Source organism: Senegalia massiliensis, from assembly GCF_900626135.1.
In the GTDB taxonomy this organism is placed as follows: domain Bacteria; phylum Bacillota; class Clostridia; order Tissierellales; family SIT17; genus Anaeromonas; species Anaeromonas massiliensis.
In genome coordinates, this window is record NZ_LR130785.1 from 1690770 (window position 1) to 1705934 (window position 15165).

General features: G+C 27.4%; 13 protein-coding genes. All 13 read left to right on the forward strand.

The features are described 5' to 3' along the window. Window positions 1-17 precede the first annotated feature (17 nt). The 13 genes from E0D94_RS08485 (at window position 18) to E0D94_RS08545 (ending at window position 15111) form a co-directional block, all read left to right on the forward strand. Complete coding sequence (locus E0D94_RS08485) at window positions 18-4301, forward strand: PolC-type DNA polymerase III (RefSeq protein WP_130807040.1); 4284 nt, start codon at window positions 18-20, stop codon at window positions 4299-4301. Between the two features lie 148 nt (window positions 4302-4449). Then, window positions 4450-4911 (forward strand): ribosome maturation factor RimP, encoded by a 462-nt coding sequence (gene rimP, locus E0D94_RS08490; protein WP_130807041.1) that lies wholly within the window; start codon window positions 4450-4452, stop codon window positions 4909-4911. Window positions 4912-4926: 15 nt separating this feature from the next. Then, complete coding sequence (gene nusA / locus E0D94_RS08495) at window positions 4927-5985, forward strand: transcription termination factor NusA (protein WP_130807042.1); 1059 nt, start codon at window positions 4927-4929, stop codon at window positions 5983-5985. 12 nt (window positions 5986-5997) lie between these two features. Next, entirely contained in the window at window positions 5998-6267 is a 270-nt protein-coding gene (rnpM, locus tag E0D94_RS08500; protein ID WP_130807043.1) for an RNase P modulator RnpM, read from the forward strand. Then, window positions 6260-6553 (forward strand): L7Ae/L30e/S12e/Gadd45 family ribosomal protein, encoded by a 294-nt coding sequence (locus tag E0D94_RS08505; protein ID WP_130807044.1) that lies wholly within the window; start codon window positions 6260-6262, stop codon window positions 6551-6553. Before rnpM ends, E0D94_RS08505 begins: the two co-directional genes overlap by 8 nt. Before the next feature lie 35 nt (window positions 6554-6588). Continuing rightward, window positions 6589-8589: a translation initiation factor IF-2 gene (infB, locus tag E0D94_RS08510; protein WP_130807045.1), complete on the forward strand. Its 2001-nt coding sequence runs from the start codon at window positions 6589-6591 to the stop codon at window positions 8587-8589. 21 nt (window positions 8590-8610) lie between these two features. Then, complete coding sequence (gene rbfA, locus E0D94_RS08515; RefSeq protein ID WP_130807046.1) at window positions 8611-8976, forward strand: 30S ribosome-binding factor RbfA; 366 nt, start codon at window positions 8611-8613, stop codon at window positions 8974-8976. After that, window positions 8966-9931: a DHH family phosphoesterase gene (locus E0D94_RS08520; protein ID WP_165442907.1), complete on the forward strand. Its 966-nt coding sequence runs from the start codon at window positions 8966-8968 to the stop codon at window positions 9929-9931. The genes rbfA and E0D94_RS08520 overlap by 11 nt, the downstream gene beginning before the upstream one ends. A 5-nt stretch (window positions 9932-9936) precedes the next feature. Continuing rightward, window positions 9937-10827 carry a tRNA pseudouridine(55) synthase TruB gene (gene truB, locus E0D94_RS08525; RefSeq protein ID WP_130807048.1) on the forward strand — a complete coding sequence of 297 codons (891 nt, stop codon included), beginning with the start codon at window positions 9937-9939 and terminating at the stop codon, window positions 10825-10827. Between the two features lie 11 nt (window positions 10828-10838). Then, window positions 10839-11750, forward strand: a complete 912-nt coding sequence (locus E0D94_RS08530) for a bifunctional riboflavin kinase/FAD synthetase (protein WP_130807049.1) — start codon at window positions 10839-10841, stop codon at window positions 11748-11750. A gap of 118 nt (window positions 11751-11868) precedes the next feature. Next, window positions 11869-12135 (forward strand): 30S ribosomal protein S15, encoded by a 267-nt coding sequence (rpsO, locus tag E0D94_RS08535; RefSeq protein ID WP_130807050.1) that lies wholly within the window; start codon window positions 11869-11871, stop codon window positions 12133-12135. An 81-nt stretch (window positions 12136-12216) separates the two neighbouring features. Continuing rightward, on the forward strand, window positions 12217-14310 hold the full coding sequence (pnp, locus tag E0D94_RS08540; RefSeq protein WP_130807051.1) for a polyribonucleotide nucleotidyltransferase: 2094 nt from the start codon (window positions 12217-12219) through the stop codon (window positions 14308-14310). A 93-nt stretch (window positions 14311-14403) separates the two neighbouring features. Beyond that, window positions 14404-15111 (forward strand): polysaccharide deacetylase family protein, encoded by a 708-nt coding sequence (locus tag E0D94_RS08545; protein ID WP_130807052.1) that lies wholly within the window; start codon window positions 14404-14406, stop codon window positions 15109-15111. Window positions 15112-15165: the final 54 nt, after the last annotated feature.

Below are 15165 nucleotides of genomic sequence, written 5' to 3' on the forward strand. Positions count from 1 at the left end.
GTTAGGGGGAATAAAAGATGCATTACAAAAAAATAGATTCATTAATTAATAAATATAATATTAAATGTAGCAATAATATAAAAAATTGTTATATTGAAAGAGTGTACTTAGATAAAAATAAAAAAATAGTAACAATAAAACTTATAAGTGATAAAATCATAAAATATAATGAAATTGAAAATTTTAAAAGTTCATTTAAGTCAATTATACATGGGTTAAAAAGAATAAACATATATATAAAATATAACTTTAAATTTAACAATATAAGTTTCGTAATAAATGATTATTGGAGCAATGTTGAATATATTATAAAAAAATATTTACCTTCTAGTTCAGGGTTAGTTAATAAAATAGTAAAAAAAATAGAGAACAATAATCTTGTTTTAATTATAGATGATGAATTATTTATGCACAGAATTATAGAAAAGAAAATTGATAAGATTATAAAAAATAATTTTAAACAAGAATTTGATATAGATATAGATGTACAGATATATGCTAATAAAGAACAAAGTATCAATTATAATGATCATTACGAACAAAAGAAAATAGTAGAAAAGAAAATGATTGAAAAAATAAATGTGAACTCTCAATCAAATTATTCTACAAAAAATAAAAGTACTAAATCTAACTCTAAAAATAACTTTGTATATGGGAAAAGAGTTGATGAAGATATAATATCTATGGACAGTATAAATACGAATTCTGGAACTGTCACAATAAAAGGTGAAGTATTTGATATACAAACTAAAGATATAAAAAATGATAAAAAAATATATATGATTAGTATTACTGATTTTACTGGTTCGATGCAAGTTAAAATATTTGCCAATAAAAAGCAACAACCTCAAATAGATGAGGACTTAAGTATAGGAGAAGCTTATATTATAACTGGTGGTATAATGTATGATACTTTTTCAAGAGAATTAGTAATGATGGGTAAAGGGATTAAAAAGTCATATTTGACTAAACGAAAAGATACCTATAAAGAGAAAAGAGTAGAACTTCATCTTCATACACAAATGAGTGATATGGATGGAATGACAAATATAGAAGATTATATGAAAAGAGCAAAAGAGTGGGGACATCAAGCCGTAGGAATTACAGATCATGGAGTTGTACAAGGATTTCCAGAAGCAATGAATGCATCAAAGAAACATGGTGTTAAGGCGCTTTATGGTGTAGAAGGTTATCTTGTAAATGATTCTAAGCAAATAGTGATAAATTCAAGAGAACAAAATATAGATTGTGAATATATTGTATTTGATATTGAAACTACAGGTTTTTCTCCTGTAAATGATGGTATAACAGAAATAGGTGCTGTTAGAATAAAAAATGGTGAGATTTTAGATACTTTTAGTGAACTTGTTAATCCAGAAAAGGAAATTCCACAAAAAGTAATTGAACTTACTGGAATTACTAATGATATGGTAAAAGATAAAGAAACAATTGATAAAATACTTCCAAAATTTCAAGATTTTATCGGTGAAGCTGTATTAGTTGCACATAATGCATCATTTGATATGGGATTTATAAATAAAAAGTTTGAGAAAATAAATGTAACTTTATCTAATCCAGTATTGGATACTTTACAGTTTTCTAGAGAGTTATATTCTCATTTAAAAAGTCATAAATTAAATAAAATAGCTAAATATTTAAATATTAGCTTAGAAAATCATCATAGAGCAGTAGATGATTCAAAAGCTACAGCTGAGATACTATTAAAGATGATTGAAGATGTAAAACAAAGAGGCGTAAAAAAATTAGAAGATATAAACACAACATTTAGTAATACTGTGAATTTTAAATCACAGGATTCTTTTCATGTGACAATATATGCTCAAAACTATACAGGATTAAAAAATCTTTATAAAATTATATCATATAGTCATTTAGACTATTTTTATAGAAAACCTAGAATTCCTAAATCATTAATGAATAAATATAGGGAAGGACTTATAATAGGTACCGCTTGTGAAGCAGGAGAGCTATATAGAGCAATACTTAGAAATAAATCACAAAATGAAATTAGAGATATTATAAATTTTTATGACTATTTAGAAATACAGCCTATTGGAAACAATAAATTTCTAATAGAAAAAGGTATGGTAAAAGATGAAGAAGAAATCAAAAATATTAATAAGAAAATTTATTATTTAGGTAAAAAATATAATAAATTAGTCGTAGCTACTGGTGATAGTCATTTTCTTGATCCTCATGAAGAGGTGTATAGAAGAATACTAATGAGTGGAAAGGGGTTCTCTGATGCTGACAATCAAGCTCCTTTATACTTTAAAACTACTGATGAAATGATTGAAGAGTTTTCATATTTGGGTAAAAAAATTGCAGAAGAAGTAGTAATCAAAAATCCAAACTTAATAGCTGATAGCATAGAAGAAATTTTACCTATACCAGATGGAACTTTTCCTCCAGTTATAGAAGGATCAGACAAAGATTTAAAAAACATGACTTATGAAAAAGCAAAAAGTATTTATGGAGATCCTATGCCAGATATTGTTCAAAAACGATTAGATAGGGAGCTAAATTCTATTATTAGTAATGGATATGCTGTGTTATATATTATATCTCATAAAATAGTAAAAAAATCTTTAGAAGATGGATATCTAGTAGGTTCAAGGGGCTCTGTTGGTTCATCATTTGTTGCTACTATGAGTGATATCACTGAAGTTAATCCACTACCACCACATTATGTATGTCCAAATTGTAAAAATAGTGAGTTTATAATGGATGGTTCTGTAGGTTCTGGTGTGGATATGCCAGATAAAATATGCCCTAAATGTAAAACAGAATATAATAAAGATGGATTTGATATACCTTTTGAAGTATTTTTAGGTTTTGAAGGAGATAAAGAACCAGATATTGATCTTAACTTTGCAAGTGAAGAGCAAACTGTTGCAATGCAATATACTGAAGAGTTATTTGGAAAAGGTCATGTATATAGAGCTGGAACTATAGGAACTATTGCTGATAAAACTGCATATGGGTTTATTAGAAAATATCATGAAGAAAGAGAATTATTATTAAATAGAACGGAAACTAATAGACTTATAAAAGGTTGTACAGGAATAAAAAGAACATCAGGACAGCATCCAGGAGGTGTAATGGTAGTTCCTCAAGATAAAGATATATATGACTTTACTCCTATACAATATCCTGCTAACAATTCTGATTCTGGTGTTATAACTACTCATTTTGATTATCATTCTATAAGTGGTAGAATATTGAAACTAGATTTATTAGGACATGATACACCGACCATTATAAGAATGCTTGAGGATTTAACAGAAGTAGATGCTCAAAAAATTAGTTTAGATGATAATGATACTATGGCAATATTTACATCTTTAGATACATTGAATATTAAAGTAGATGATTTTAATTATAAAACAGGTTCTCTCGGTATTCCTGAATTTGGAACAAAATTTGTAATACAAATGTTATTAGATACAAGTCCAACAACTTTTGCAGAACTAGTAAGGATTAGTGGACTTTCACATGGTACAGACGTTTGGTTAAATAATGCACAAGAATTAGTTGCAAATGGTATTACTACATTGAAGGAAGTTATATCTACAAGAGATGATATAATGATGTATCTTATATATAATGGTTTAGATAAAAAACGTTCTTTCAAAATAATGGAAAAAGTTAGAAAAGGTAAAGGGTTAACAGAGGAAGAAGAAAAATATATGAGAGATAATAATATACCAGAATGGTATATAGAGTCATGTAAAAAAATAAAATATATGTTTCCTAAAGCACATGCTGTTGCATATGTTATGATGTCATTTAGAATAGCATATTTTAAAGTTCATCACCCTGAAGCTTTTTATTCAACTTATTTTACTATGAAGGCAGCTGATTTTGATGCAGAGTTAATTGTAAAAGGCATAGATTCTGTAAAAGAAAAAATAAATGAGTTAGAAGATATAGGAAATGATAAAACAGCTAAAGAAAAAAATCTTTTGACGGTATTAGAAGTAGCTTTTGAAATGTATGCAAGAGGATTTAATTTCAAAAAAGTAGATTTATATAAGTCAGATAGTGATATTTTTATTATTGAAAAAGATGGAATATTACCTCCTCTAAAATCTCTTCAGGGTGTAGGAGAGAATGCTGCTAAAAGTATAGTAGAAGCTAGAAACAAAGGTAAATTTTTATCTATAGAAGATATTACTAAGAGAGCTAAAGTAAGTAAGACAGTTATAGAAGCATTAAAAATTCATGGGTGTTTAGAAGGAATGAGTGAAAGTAATCAACTAGACTTATTCAGTATTTGATTTTTATCAATCTATATGATATATTATAGTTAATATAAGATTGTTGGGAGAGGAGTGGGTTTAAAACCCACTCTTTACTTTTAGCTTAATTGTATTATTTAATGGATATTTACGTAAAATATAGTTAAATAATTTGGAGGTGAAAGTTATGAATAAAAAAGAGGTTGAAAAAAAGGTATATAATATTGTATATCCTATTTCACAAGAAATGGATTTTGAGTTAGTTGATTTAGAGTATGTGAAGGAAGGACCGTATAAATATTTGAGAGTATTTATTGATAAGCCAGGTGGAGTAAGTATAGATGATTGTCAAAATTTCAGTAAAAAGACAAGTGAAAAAATGGATGAGCATGATCCTATAAAAGAAAATTATTTTTTAGAAGTCTCTTCTCCAGGTATTGATAGACCATTTAAAAATGATAAAGATTTTAAAAGAGCTTTAAATAAAGAAGTGGAAGTTAATTTATATAAGAAGATTAAGAATTCTAAAACCTTTGTTGGTGAATTAATTGACTTTGATGAAAATATCATAATTATAAATAATAATGAAGAAGATATAAAAATAAATAGAACTGATATAGCAAAAATTAACATTGCTATTAAATTTTAAGGAGGTAAAATGGGGATGAAAGCTGATTTTATACAGGCCCTTGATGAAATTGGAAAAGAGAAAGGTATTTCTAAAGAAATATTAATAGAAGCTATTGAAGCTGCATTGATATCTGCATATAAGAGAAATTTTGGCTCTTCACAAAATGTAGAGGTGGTAATAGATAATACTACAGGAGATGTAAAAGTCTATGCACAGAAAGATGTTGTAGAACAAGTTGAAGATGAACTTTTAGAGATATCATTAGAAGATGCAAAGGAAATAGATAATAGATATTCTATAGGAGATGTAATAAATATTGAAGTTACACCTAAGAATTTTGGAAGAATAGCAGCACAAACAGCAAAGCAAGTTGTTGTACAAAGAATTAGAGAAGCTGAAAGAGATATTATTTATGGAGACTTCATTAATAGAGAAAATGAAATAGTAACAGGAATAATTCAAAAATTAAACAATAATGTATTAGTAGATTTAGGGAAAACTGAAGGAATATTATTACCGGCAGAACAAATACCAAATGAAACGTATAATCATAATGATAGAATAAAAGCATATATTATTGAGGTTAAAAAGACTTCAAAAGGTCCACAGATTTTATTATCTAGAAGTCATCCTGGCTTAGTTAAAAGACTTTTTGAATTAGAAGTTCCAGAAATACAAGAAGGAATTGTAGATATTTTTAGCATATCTAGAGAAGCAGGTTCTAGAACTAAAATTGCTGTATATTCTAATAATGAAAATGTTGATCCAGTTGGCGCTTGTGTAGGACAAAATGGAACTAGAGTAAAAGCAGTGGTAGATGAGTTAAATGGTGAAAAAATTGATATAGTAAACTGGAGTAAAGATCCATCAGTATTTATAGCTAATAGTTTAAGTCCAGCAAAGGTTTTAGATGTTCAAATAAATGAAGATGAAAAAAGTGCATCTATAATTGTTCCTGATTATCAATTGTCATTAGCAATTGGAAAAGAAGGTCAGAATGCTAGACTTGCTGCTAAATTAACAGGTTGGAAAATAGATATTAAAAGTGAGACACAATATAATGATGAGTCAAGTGAAGAAATAGAAGAATAGGAGTGAATATAAATGAAAAACAAGAAAATTCCTCTTAGAAAATGTATTATATGTGGAGAAAGAAAAGAAAAAAAAGAATTGATAAGAATTGTTAAAAACAAACAAGGAGATATTTTTATTGATGATAAAGGAAAAGCAAATGGTAGAGGTGCATATATTTGCAATAATTCTGAATGTATAAATAGATCATTTGAAAATAAATCTTTAAATAAAACTTTTAAATCAAATATTTCATCTGAAGTTTATGAAGAATTAAAGAAGGAAATAAATCAACATGAATGATATTTTATCTTTTATTGGTATAGGACAAAAGGCGAATATAATAAGAACAGGCGAATATAAATCCTTAGAAGCTATAAAGTTTAATAAATGTTATTTAATAGTTTTAGCCAATGATTCTTCTATAAATACTAAAAAGAAGTTTGAGAACTTAAGCAAAAAACATAATATTGAGACAATATATTTTAGTGATAAATTGGCATTAGGAAGTGCTTTAGGAAAAGAGTATATATCTGTTTTTGCAGTGACAGATAAAAAGTTTTCAGATACATTGAAAGAAAAGTTATAAATGTATCACCTAATATTCTAGGGGGTGAATGTAATATGGCAAAAAAAAGAGTTTATGAGTTGGCAAAGGAACTTGAGATTAGCAGTAAAGAATTAATTAATAAAATGAAGGAATTAGATATAGAGGTAAGTAGTCATATGAGTACTATAGATGATGATGAGGCTAAAATTTTAAAAGAATTATTTGATAAAAAGCCTAATGAATTAAAATCAAATTCCAATAAATATGAAGGAGAAAATGACATCGATAATAATATAAAACAAGATAATGTAAGTGAAGAGAATGAAGAAAATGTAATAGAGCTAGAAGGTAAAGTAACAGTAAAAGAATTAGCAGATAAATTAGATGTTTCTACTAATGAATTGATTGGGAAGTTAATTGGTATGGGTATAATGGCTAATATTAATCAAGAATTAGATGAAGATACTACTGAATTAATAGTATCTGAATACGGCTTTGAAACAAGAGAAGCTAAAACATTAGAAGAAAGACAAGAAGAAGAATTAGATTTTGAAGATAATGAAGAAAATCTTATCTTAAGACCACCTGTAGTAACAGTAATGGGTCATGTTGATCATGGTAAAACATCTTTATTAGATGCTATAAGAGAAAGTCATGTTACTCAAAGAGAAGCTGGAGGAATTACACAACATATAGGAGCATCTACAGTTAATATAAATGGTAATAAAATAGTATTTTTAGATACACCAGGCCATGAAGCATTTACTTCTATGAGAGCTAGAGGTGCTCAAGTTACTGATGTTGCAATTTTAGTTGTTGCTGCAGATGATGGTGTAATGCCACAAACAATAGAGGCAATAAATCATGCTAAAGCAGCAAATGTACCTATAATAGTAGCAATCAATAAAATGGATAAACCAGAGGCTAACCCTGATAGAGTTAAGCAAGAATTAACTGAACATGGTTTAGTTCCAGAAGATTGGGGTGGCGATGTTATAACTGTTCCAGTTTCAGCAATTAAAAAAGAAGGATTAGATGAGCTTTTAGAAATGATACTTTTAGTATCTGAAATGAGTGAATTAAAAGCTAATCCTAATAGAAAAGCAGTTGGAACAATAATAGAAGCTGAACTTGATAAAGGTAGAGGTCCTGTTGCAACAGTATTAATCCAAAAGGGAACATTGCGAATAGGAGATTCTATCATAGCAGGAACTGCAAGTGGTAGAGTTAGAGCAATGATTGATAGTTATGGCAAAAGAGTTAAAAAAGCAAGCCCATCTACTGCAGTAGAAATATTAGGTTTATCTGAAGTTCCACAAGCAGGAGATAAGCTATTTGCTGCAAAAGATGATAAAAAGGCTAGAGAACTTGCAGATCAAAGAAAAGATCAAATTAAAAGAGATCAAATTAAATCAAAACAAAATATTTCTTTAGATGATTTATTTGATCAGATAAAAACTGGAGAAGTTAAGGATCTTAATATAATAATAAAAGCTGATGTTCAAGGTTCTATTGAAGCTGTGAAAGATGCTTTAGTTAAGTTAAGTAATCAAGAAGTTAAGGTGAACCCTATTCATGGAGGAGTAGGTGCTATTACTGAGAGTGATATAATGCTTGCTACTGCTTCTAATGCAATAGTTATTGGTTTTAATGTTAGACCTACAACATCTGCTACTAATTTAGCAGAAAGAGAATCAGTAGATGTTAGAACATATAGAATTATATATAAAGCTATAGAAGATATTGAAAACGCAATAAAAGGTATGCTTGAACCTGAATATAAAGAAGTTGTTCAAGGTAGAGCTGAAGTAAGGGCAACATTTAAAGTACCTAATGCAGGAGTAATTGCAGGAGTATATATTCTTAACGGAAAAGTAACAAGAAATTCAAGTGTAAGGTTATTAAGAGATAATATTGTTATACATGAAGGAGAAATATCTTCTTTAAGAAGATTTAAAGATGATGTTAAAGAAATAGCTACAGGGTATGAAGGTGGTATAGGTATAGAAAATTATAATGATATTAAAGAAGGAGATATTATTGAAGCCTTTGTGATGGAAGAAATAGAAAGGTAATAATTTAGGAAGGTGAACTAAATGAGTTCAAAAAGAACAGCAAGAATATCTGAAGAAATTAAAAAAATAGTTAGTTCAATGATATTGAAAGAACTTAAAGATCCAAGAATAGCTACTATGACAACTATAACTGATGTAGAAGTTACTAATGATTTAAGATATGTTAAGATCTTTATTTCTGTATTAGGAAGCGATAAAGAAAAAAAAGATACATTGGAAGCATTAAAAAGTGCCTCAGGTTATATAAGGAAAGAAATTGGAAAGAAAATGAAGTTGCGTTATATTCCAGAGCCTATATTTAATACTGATAATTCTATTGAAAATGGTATTTACATTTCAAAACTTATTGATAGTATTAAAGAAGATGAGGATAAGGATGAAGAGTGATATATTAAAGAAACTAGATAGATCAAACAAAATCTATCTAGTTTCTCATATTAATCCAGATGGTGATAGCATAGGTTCCTTAATGGCACTTGGTAAATCTTTAAAACATAAATATGGAGAAAAAGTTATATTATTAAAATCAGATGAAATTCCAGATACTTTTAATTTTTTAAATCATATGAACTATTTATCAGATTTAAAAATTTTAAAGAATATTGATGATGATTCTACATTAATAACATTAGATTGTGGTGATTTAAATAGAATAGGTGCTATTAATAATGTTATTGAAAATTTTAAAAGCATTATTAATATAGATCATCATAAGTCTAATAATCTTTTTGGAGAAATTAATATTGTAGATTCAGATGCAAGCTCAACATCTGAAATTATATTTAAATTATTAAAAGAGAATAATTTATTTATAGATAAAGATATTGCTGAGGCACTATATACAGGTATATCTTCAGATACTGGTAGCTTTAAATATGAAAGTACAGATGCTAATACACATAGAATAGCTTCTGAATTATTAGAATACAATATTGACAAATCTAAAATTATATTTTATTTATATCAAAATAGATCTATTGAAACGACAAGTATATTTATAGAAGCTATCAAAAAAATAGAGTTTCATTATAATAATAAAGTTGGAATAACTATTATTACTAAAAATATGATGAGAAAAGCTAATGCTTCAGTTAGTGATATAGAAGGTATAGTGGAGTTTATTAGAGATACTGAAAACATAGAAATTGCAGGTGTAATTAAAGAAATAGATATTAATAAATATAAAGTTAGTTTAAGGTCAAAATCATATTTAGATGTATCACATATTGCAACTCATTTTAATGGTGGAGGCCATAAAAAAGCTGCAGGAATGGTTGTAGAAGGGAATATAGAAAAAATAAAATATGAACTATTAGAGTTAATAAATAAAAAATTAAGGTGATATATATGAATGGTATAATTAATGTATTAAAACCATCTGCTATGACATCACATGATGTTGTAAATTTTATAAGAAAAACTTTGAATATGAAAAAAGTAGGTCATACTGGTACATTAGATCCAAATGCTGCTGGTGTTTTACCAATTTGTATCGGTAAGTCAACAAAATTAATAGAATATATTCAATATGAAAATAAAAAATATAGAACAGAACTAACTTTAGGGTTTTCTACAGATACACAGGACAAGTATGGTAAAATATTAAATGAATCTAGAAAAATTGTATCGAGAGATACAATAATAGAAGTTATTAATAGTTTTGTAGGTAAAACAACTCAAATTCCTCCAATGTATTCAGCATTAAAGCACAATGGTAAAAGACTTTATGAACTAGCTAGAAAAGGAGAAAGCGTAGAAAGAAAATCTAGAGAAATATATATAGAAAGCATAGATGTTGTAACTATTAAAAGTAACAAGATTATTTTTGATGTTACTTGTTCTAAAGGAACTTATGTCAGGACATTATGTAATGACATAGGAGAAAGACTTGGTACATTTGGACATATGTCTTTTTTAGAGAGAATAAAGGTAGGAGAATTTGAAGTGAAATATTCTCATACATTAGAAAATATTTTAAAACAGGTTGAAAGTAATGATTTTAGTTTTATACTACCTATGGATTTCGCTGTAGAATTTATGGACAAATTTATAATTGATAAAAAATTTTATAAGCATATATCAAATGGATTAAATATTGATACTGAAAGATTAGGTATATCTAAATTTAAACTTGATACTGAATATAAAATTTATTGTGATGAAACTTTTATAGGTATAGGATCGGTTGTTTTTAAAAATAATTGTACTGTTTTAAAGATGAATAAAGTTTTAATTTGAAGGTGAATAAAATGAAAATAATCAAAAATATTAATGAAAAAATTAAAGAAAATACTGTTATTTGTTTAGGTAGTTTTGATGGACTACATATTGGTCATCAAACCTTAATTGAAAATGTTATAAAAGAATCTAAAGAAGAAAATTTAAAAAGTGTATTATTTACATTTAGTAATCATCCTGCTAGTATAATACCTAATAGAGAAGAGCCTAAATTAATAATTACTAATGATGAAAAGGTTGAAATTCTAAAAAAATCAGGTATAGATTATCTTGTAATGATCGCATTTAGTAAAGAGTTTATGAAAATGGATCCAGAAAAATTTGTTAAAGATATACTTGTTGATAATTTAAATGTTAAGAGAATAGTTGTAGGTTTTAACTATAGATTTGGATATAAAGGTAAAGGAGATACTAAATTATTAAAAAAATTAAGTAATTTATATGATTTTAAGGTAGATGTAGTATCGCCTATAAAAAATAATGGAGAAATTGTAAGTAGTAGTTTAATTAGAGAATTGATATTAGAAGGAAATGTTGAGAAGGCTAACAAATATTTAGGTAGATCATTTTCCGTAGAAGGAAAAGTTATTCATGGGAAAAAGCGAGGTAAAAACTTAGGGTTCCCTACAGCAAATATTTATCTTAATAGTAATTATATTGTCCCAAAGATTGGGTTATATAAAACTAAAACTACTTATAAATCAAATGTATATAATAGCCTAACAAATGTTGGGTTTAATCCAACATTTGAGAAAAACAAAAATATTTCTATTGAAACATATATTTTAAACTTTGATAAAGACATATATAATGAAGAAATAAAAGTTGAATTTTTAGAGTTTCTTAGAGATGAAAAAAAATTTAATAGCAAAGAAGAGTTAATTGAACAAATGAATTCTGATATAAGATCTATATCAGAATAATGTTTACAACATTATATTATTATGGTAAAATTAACTTATGAGCCTTATTCTATGGATATTGTTACCTCGGCTTTATCCTTGGGATCAGGATTAATATAAAATATTAGGAGGTACTTACATGATAAGTAAAGAAGAAAAGACAAATATTATTGAAGAGTATAAAACTCACGAAGGAGATACTGGTTCTCCAGAAGTACAAATTGCAATTTTAACTCATAGAATAAATGAGTTAAATGATCATTTAAAGGAACATAAAAAAGATCATCATTCAAGAAGAGGTCTTTTAAAAATGGTTGGTAAAAGAAGAGGTCTTTTAAATTATTTAATGAAAAAAGATGTAAATAGATATCGTGAATTGATTGAAAGACTTGGATTAAGGAAATAATAAGAGCGGGGCTTACCCGCTCTATTATTTTTAGAGCAAAAATATGATAAGAATGTGTAAATTAAATTTAGGAGGCATAACATGGAAAAAACATTTGAGTATACTCTTGCTGGAAAAAAGTTAAGTGTGACTATAGGCAAAGTTGCTGAACTAGCAAATGGTGCTTGTCTTATACAATATGGAGATACTGTAGTACTTGCTACAGCTACAGCTTCTAAATCTCCAAAGGAAGGTATAGACTTTTTCCCTTTAAGTGTAGATTTTCAAGAAAAACTATATTCTGTAGGGAAAATACCTGGTGGTTTTATAAAGAGAGAAGGAAGGCCAAGTGAGAAAGCAATTCTTACTTCAAGATTAATTGATAGACCAATTAGGCCTTTATTTCCAAAAGGTTATAGAAATGATGTTCAAGTTATAACTACAGTTTTATCTGTAGACCAAGATCATACACCTGATATAGTAGCAATGATTGGTTCATCTATAGCTTTAAGTATTTCAGATATTCCTTTTGATGGTCCAACAGGTTCTGTTTCTGTAGGATTAGTAGATGGAAATTTAATAATCAATCCAAATAGTGAAGAAAGAGATCAATCTGATCTTAATTTAATAGTCTCTGGAACTAAAGAAGCAATCATGATGGTTGAAGCAGGAGCAAACATAATTTCTGAAGAAACTATGTTAGATGCAATACTTACAGCACATGATGAAATAAAAGGTATATGTGAATTTATAAGTGAAATTAAAGATGAAGTTGGAAAAGAAAAATCAGAATTTGAAGTGTTTTTACCTGATGTAGATATCTCAGAAGAAGTAAATAATTTCGCTATAGAAAAAATGGTAAATGCTATAAAAACAGAAGATAAATTAGAAAGAAAAGAGAATATAGAGAAAGTTAAAGAAGAAACTGTACTACATTTTGAAGAAATTTATCCAGATAATATTAAAGATGTTGAAGATACATTACAAGCTATACTAAAAAGTCAAGTACGAAAAATGATAAGTGAAGATGGAATAAGACCAGACAATAGAAAAATTGATGAAATTAGACCTATATCATGTGAAGTAGGATTACTTCCTAGAACTCATGGTTCGGGGTTATTTACAAGAGGTCAAACTCAAGCATTAACTGTAGCAACATTAGGAGCTGCTGGAGATGTTCAAGTTATAGATGGTTTAGGAGAAGAAGAATCTAAAAGATATATGCATCACTATAATTTCCCACCATATAGTACAGGGGAAGCTAAATTTTTAAGAGGCCCTGGAAGAAGAGAAATTGGGCATGGTGCATTAGCGGAAAGAGCACTTGAAGTTGTAATACCTTCTGTAGATGAGTTCCCTTATACAATAAGGTTAGTCTCTGAAGTTTTAAGTTCAAATGGATCATCTTCACAAGCAAGTGTATGTGGAAGTACCCTAGCACTTTTAGATGCTGGAGTTCCTATTAAGTCAAATGTAGCTGGTATTGCTATGGGACTTATAAAAGAAAATGATAATGTAACTGTATTAAGTGATATACAAGGAATGGAAGATTTTCTAGGAGATATGGACTTTAAAGTTGCTGGAACAGAAGAAGGAATAACAGCAATACAAATGGATATTAAAATATCTGGAATTAATAGAGAAGTATTGACTGAAGCATTAAGACGTGCAAGAGAAGGAAGACTATATATTCTTGATAAGATGAATAGCGTTATATCTACACCTAGAAAAGAATTATCTCCTTATGCTCCAAGAATTCTTACTATGGAAGTTAATCCTGATAAAATTAGGGATATAATAGGTCCTGGAGGAAAAACTATCAATAAAATAATAGATGAAACTGGAGTTAAAATTGATATAGAAGATAGTGGGAAAGTTCTTATTGCATCAGAAAATATGGAAGCTGGAAATAAAGCTATTGATATGATAAACGATATAGTGAAAGAGGTAGAAGTAGGCGAAATTTACTTAGGAAAAGTTGTTAAAATAATGCCTTTTGGTGCTTTTGTAGAAGTGTTGCCTGGTAAAGAAGGCTTAGTTCATATTTCTAATATAGCTAAGGAAAGAGTAGAGAAAGTAGAAGATGTTTTATCTAAAGATGATGAAGTCTTAGTAAAAGTAACAAATATTGATAAGCAAGGTAGAATTAATCTATCTAGAAAAGATGCATTACCTGAAACTGAAGAAGATAATTAAACATAAAACTTTAATAAAGTTTTATGTTTTTTTGATTATAAATTTAATAATCATGAATATTAATATATTATATAGACTATTAGGAGGTATATTATGAAAATATTATATATAAAGTATAAAATGGTATATATAATTTTAATATTTTTGATTATATTATCACTATTTATGTATTTATCTTTTAGAAGTGAATCAATACATACATTTAATAATAGCAATATATATTATGAAGGTAATAGCAATAAGAATGCTATATCATTTGCATGTAATGTTGATTGGGGTGAAGAATTAATACCTGAGATGTTAAAAGTTTTTGATGATAATAATATAAAAATTACTTTTTTTGTGACAGGAAAGTGGGCAGAAAAAAACTCTGATATGCTTAGAGAAATGTATGAAAATGGACATGAGATAGGTAGTCATGGTTATATGCATAGAAATTATGGAGATTTGAGTTACACTTTAAATCTAGAAGAAATTAAAAAGGCAGATACAATAATAGCTAAAATAATAGGAAAAAAACCAAAATTATTTGCTCCACCTTCAGGTAGTTTTAATGATTTTACTATTCAAGCTGCTAAAGAAGAAAATCATAAAGTTATAATGTGGACAGTAGATACAATAGATTGGAGAAAAGACAGTACAAAAAATATAATAATAGAAAGAGTAATATCAAAAACAGATAAAAATTCTATAGTTTTAATGCACCCTAAAGAAGAAACTATTAAAGCATTACCAATAATTATTGAAAAGCTAAAAGATAAAGGATTTTCAATAGAAAAAATATCAGATATATTGAATTAATAAATATACTTTAATATAATGAATAAATAAGTTTAATTTTAGGAGAGAAAATCA

Coding starts and splice junctions, on each gene's coding strand:
- nusA (WP_130807042.1), top strand. CDS start 4,927: ATGAAAGCTGATTTTATACAGGCCCTTGATGAAATTGGAAAAGAGAAA.
- E0D94_RS08530 (WP_130807049.1), top strand. CDS start 10,839: ATGAAAATAATCAAAAATATTAATGAAAAAATTAAAGAAAATACTGTT.
- rpsO (WP_130807050.1), top strand. CDS start 11,869: ATGATAAGTAAAGAAGAAAAGACAAATATTATTGAAGAGTATAAAACT.
- E0D94_RS08520 (WP_165442907.1), top strand. CDS start 8,966: ATGAAGAGTGATATATTAAAGAAACTAGATAGATCAAACAAAATCTAT.
- pnp (WP_130807051.1), top strand. CDS start 12,217: ATGGAAAAAACATTTGAGTATACTCTTGCTGGAAAAAAGTTAAGTGTG.
- infB (WP_130807045.1), top strand. CDS start 6,589: ATGGCAAAAAAAAGAGTTTATGAGTTGGCAAAGGAACTTGAGATTAGC.
- truB (WP_130807048.1), top strand. CDS start 9,937: ATGAATGGTATAATTAATGTATTAAAACCATCTGCTATGACATCACAT.
- rimP (WP_130807041.1), top strand. CDS start 4,450: ATGAATAAAAAAGAGGTTGAAAAAAAGGTATATAATATTGTATATCCT.
- E0D94_RS08485 (WP_130807040.1), top strand. CDS start 18: ATGCATTACAAAAAAATAGATTCATTAATTAATAAATATAATATTAAA.
- E0D94_RS08505 (WP_130807044.1), top strand. CDS start 6,260: ATGAATGATATTTTATCTTTTATTGGTATAGGACAAAAGGCGAATATA.
- rbfA (WP_130807046.1), top strand. CDS start 8,611: ATGAGTTCAAAAAGAACAGCAAGAATATCTGAAGAAATTAAAAAAATA.
- rnpM (WP_130807043.1), top strand. CDS start 5,998: ATGAAAAACAAGAAAATTCCTCTTAGAAAATGTATTATATGTGGAGAA.
- E0D94_RS08545 (WP_130807052.1), top strand. CDS start 14,404: ATGAAAATATTATATATAAAGTATAAAATGGTATATATAATTTTAATA.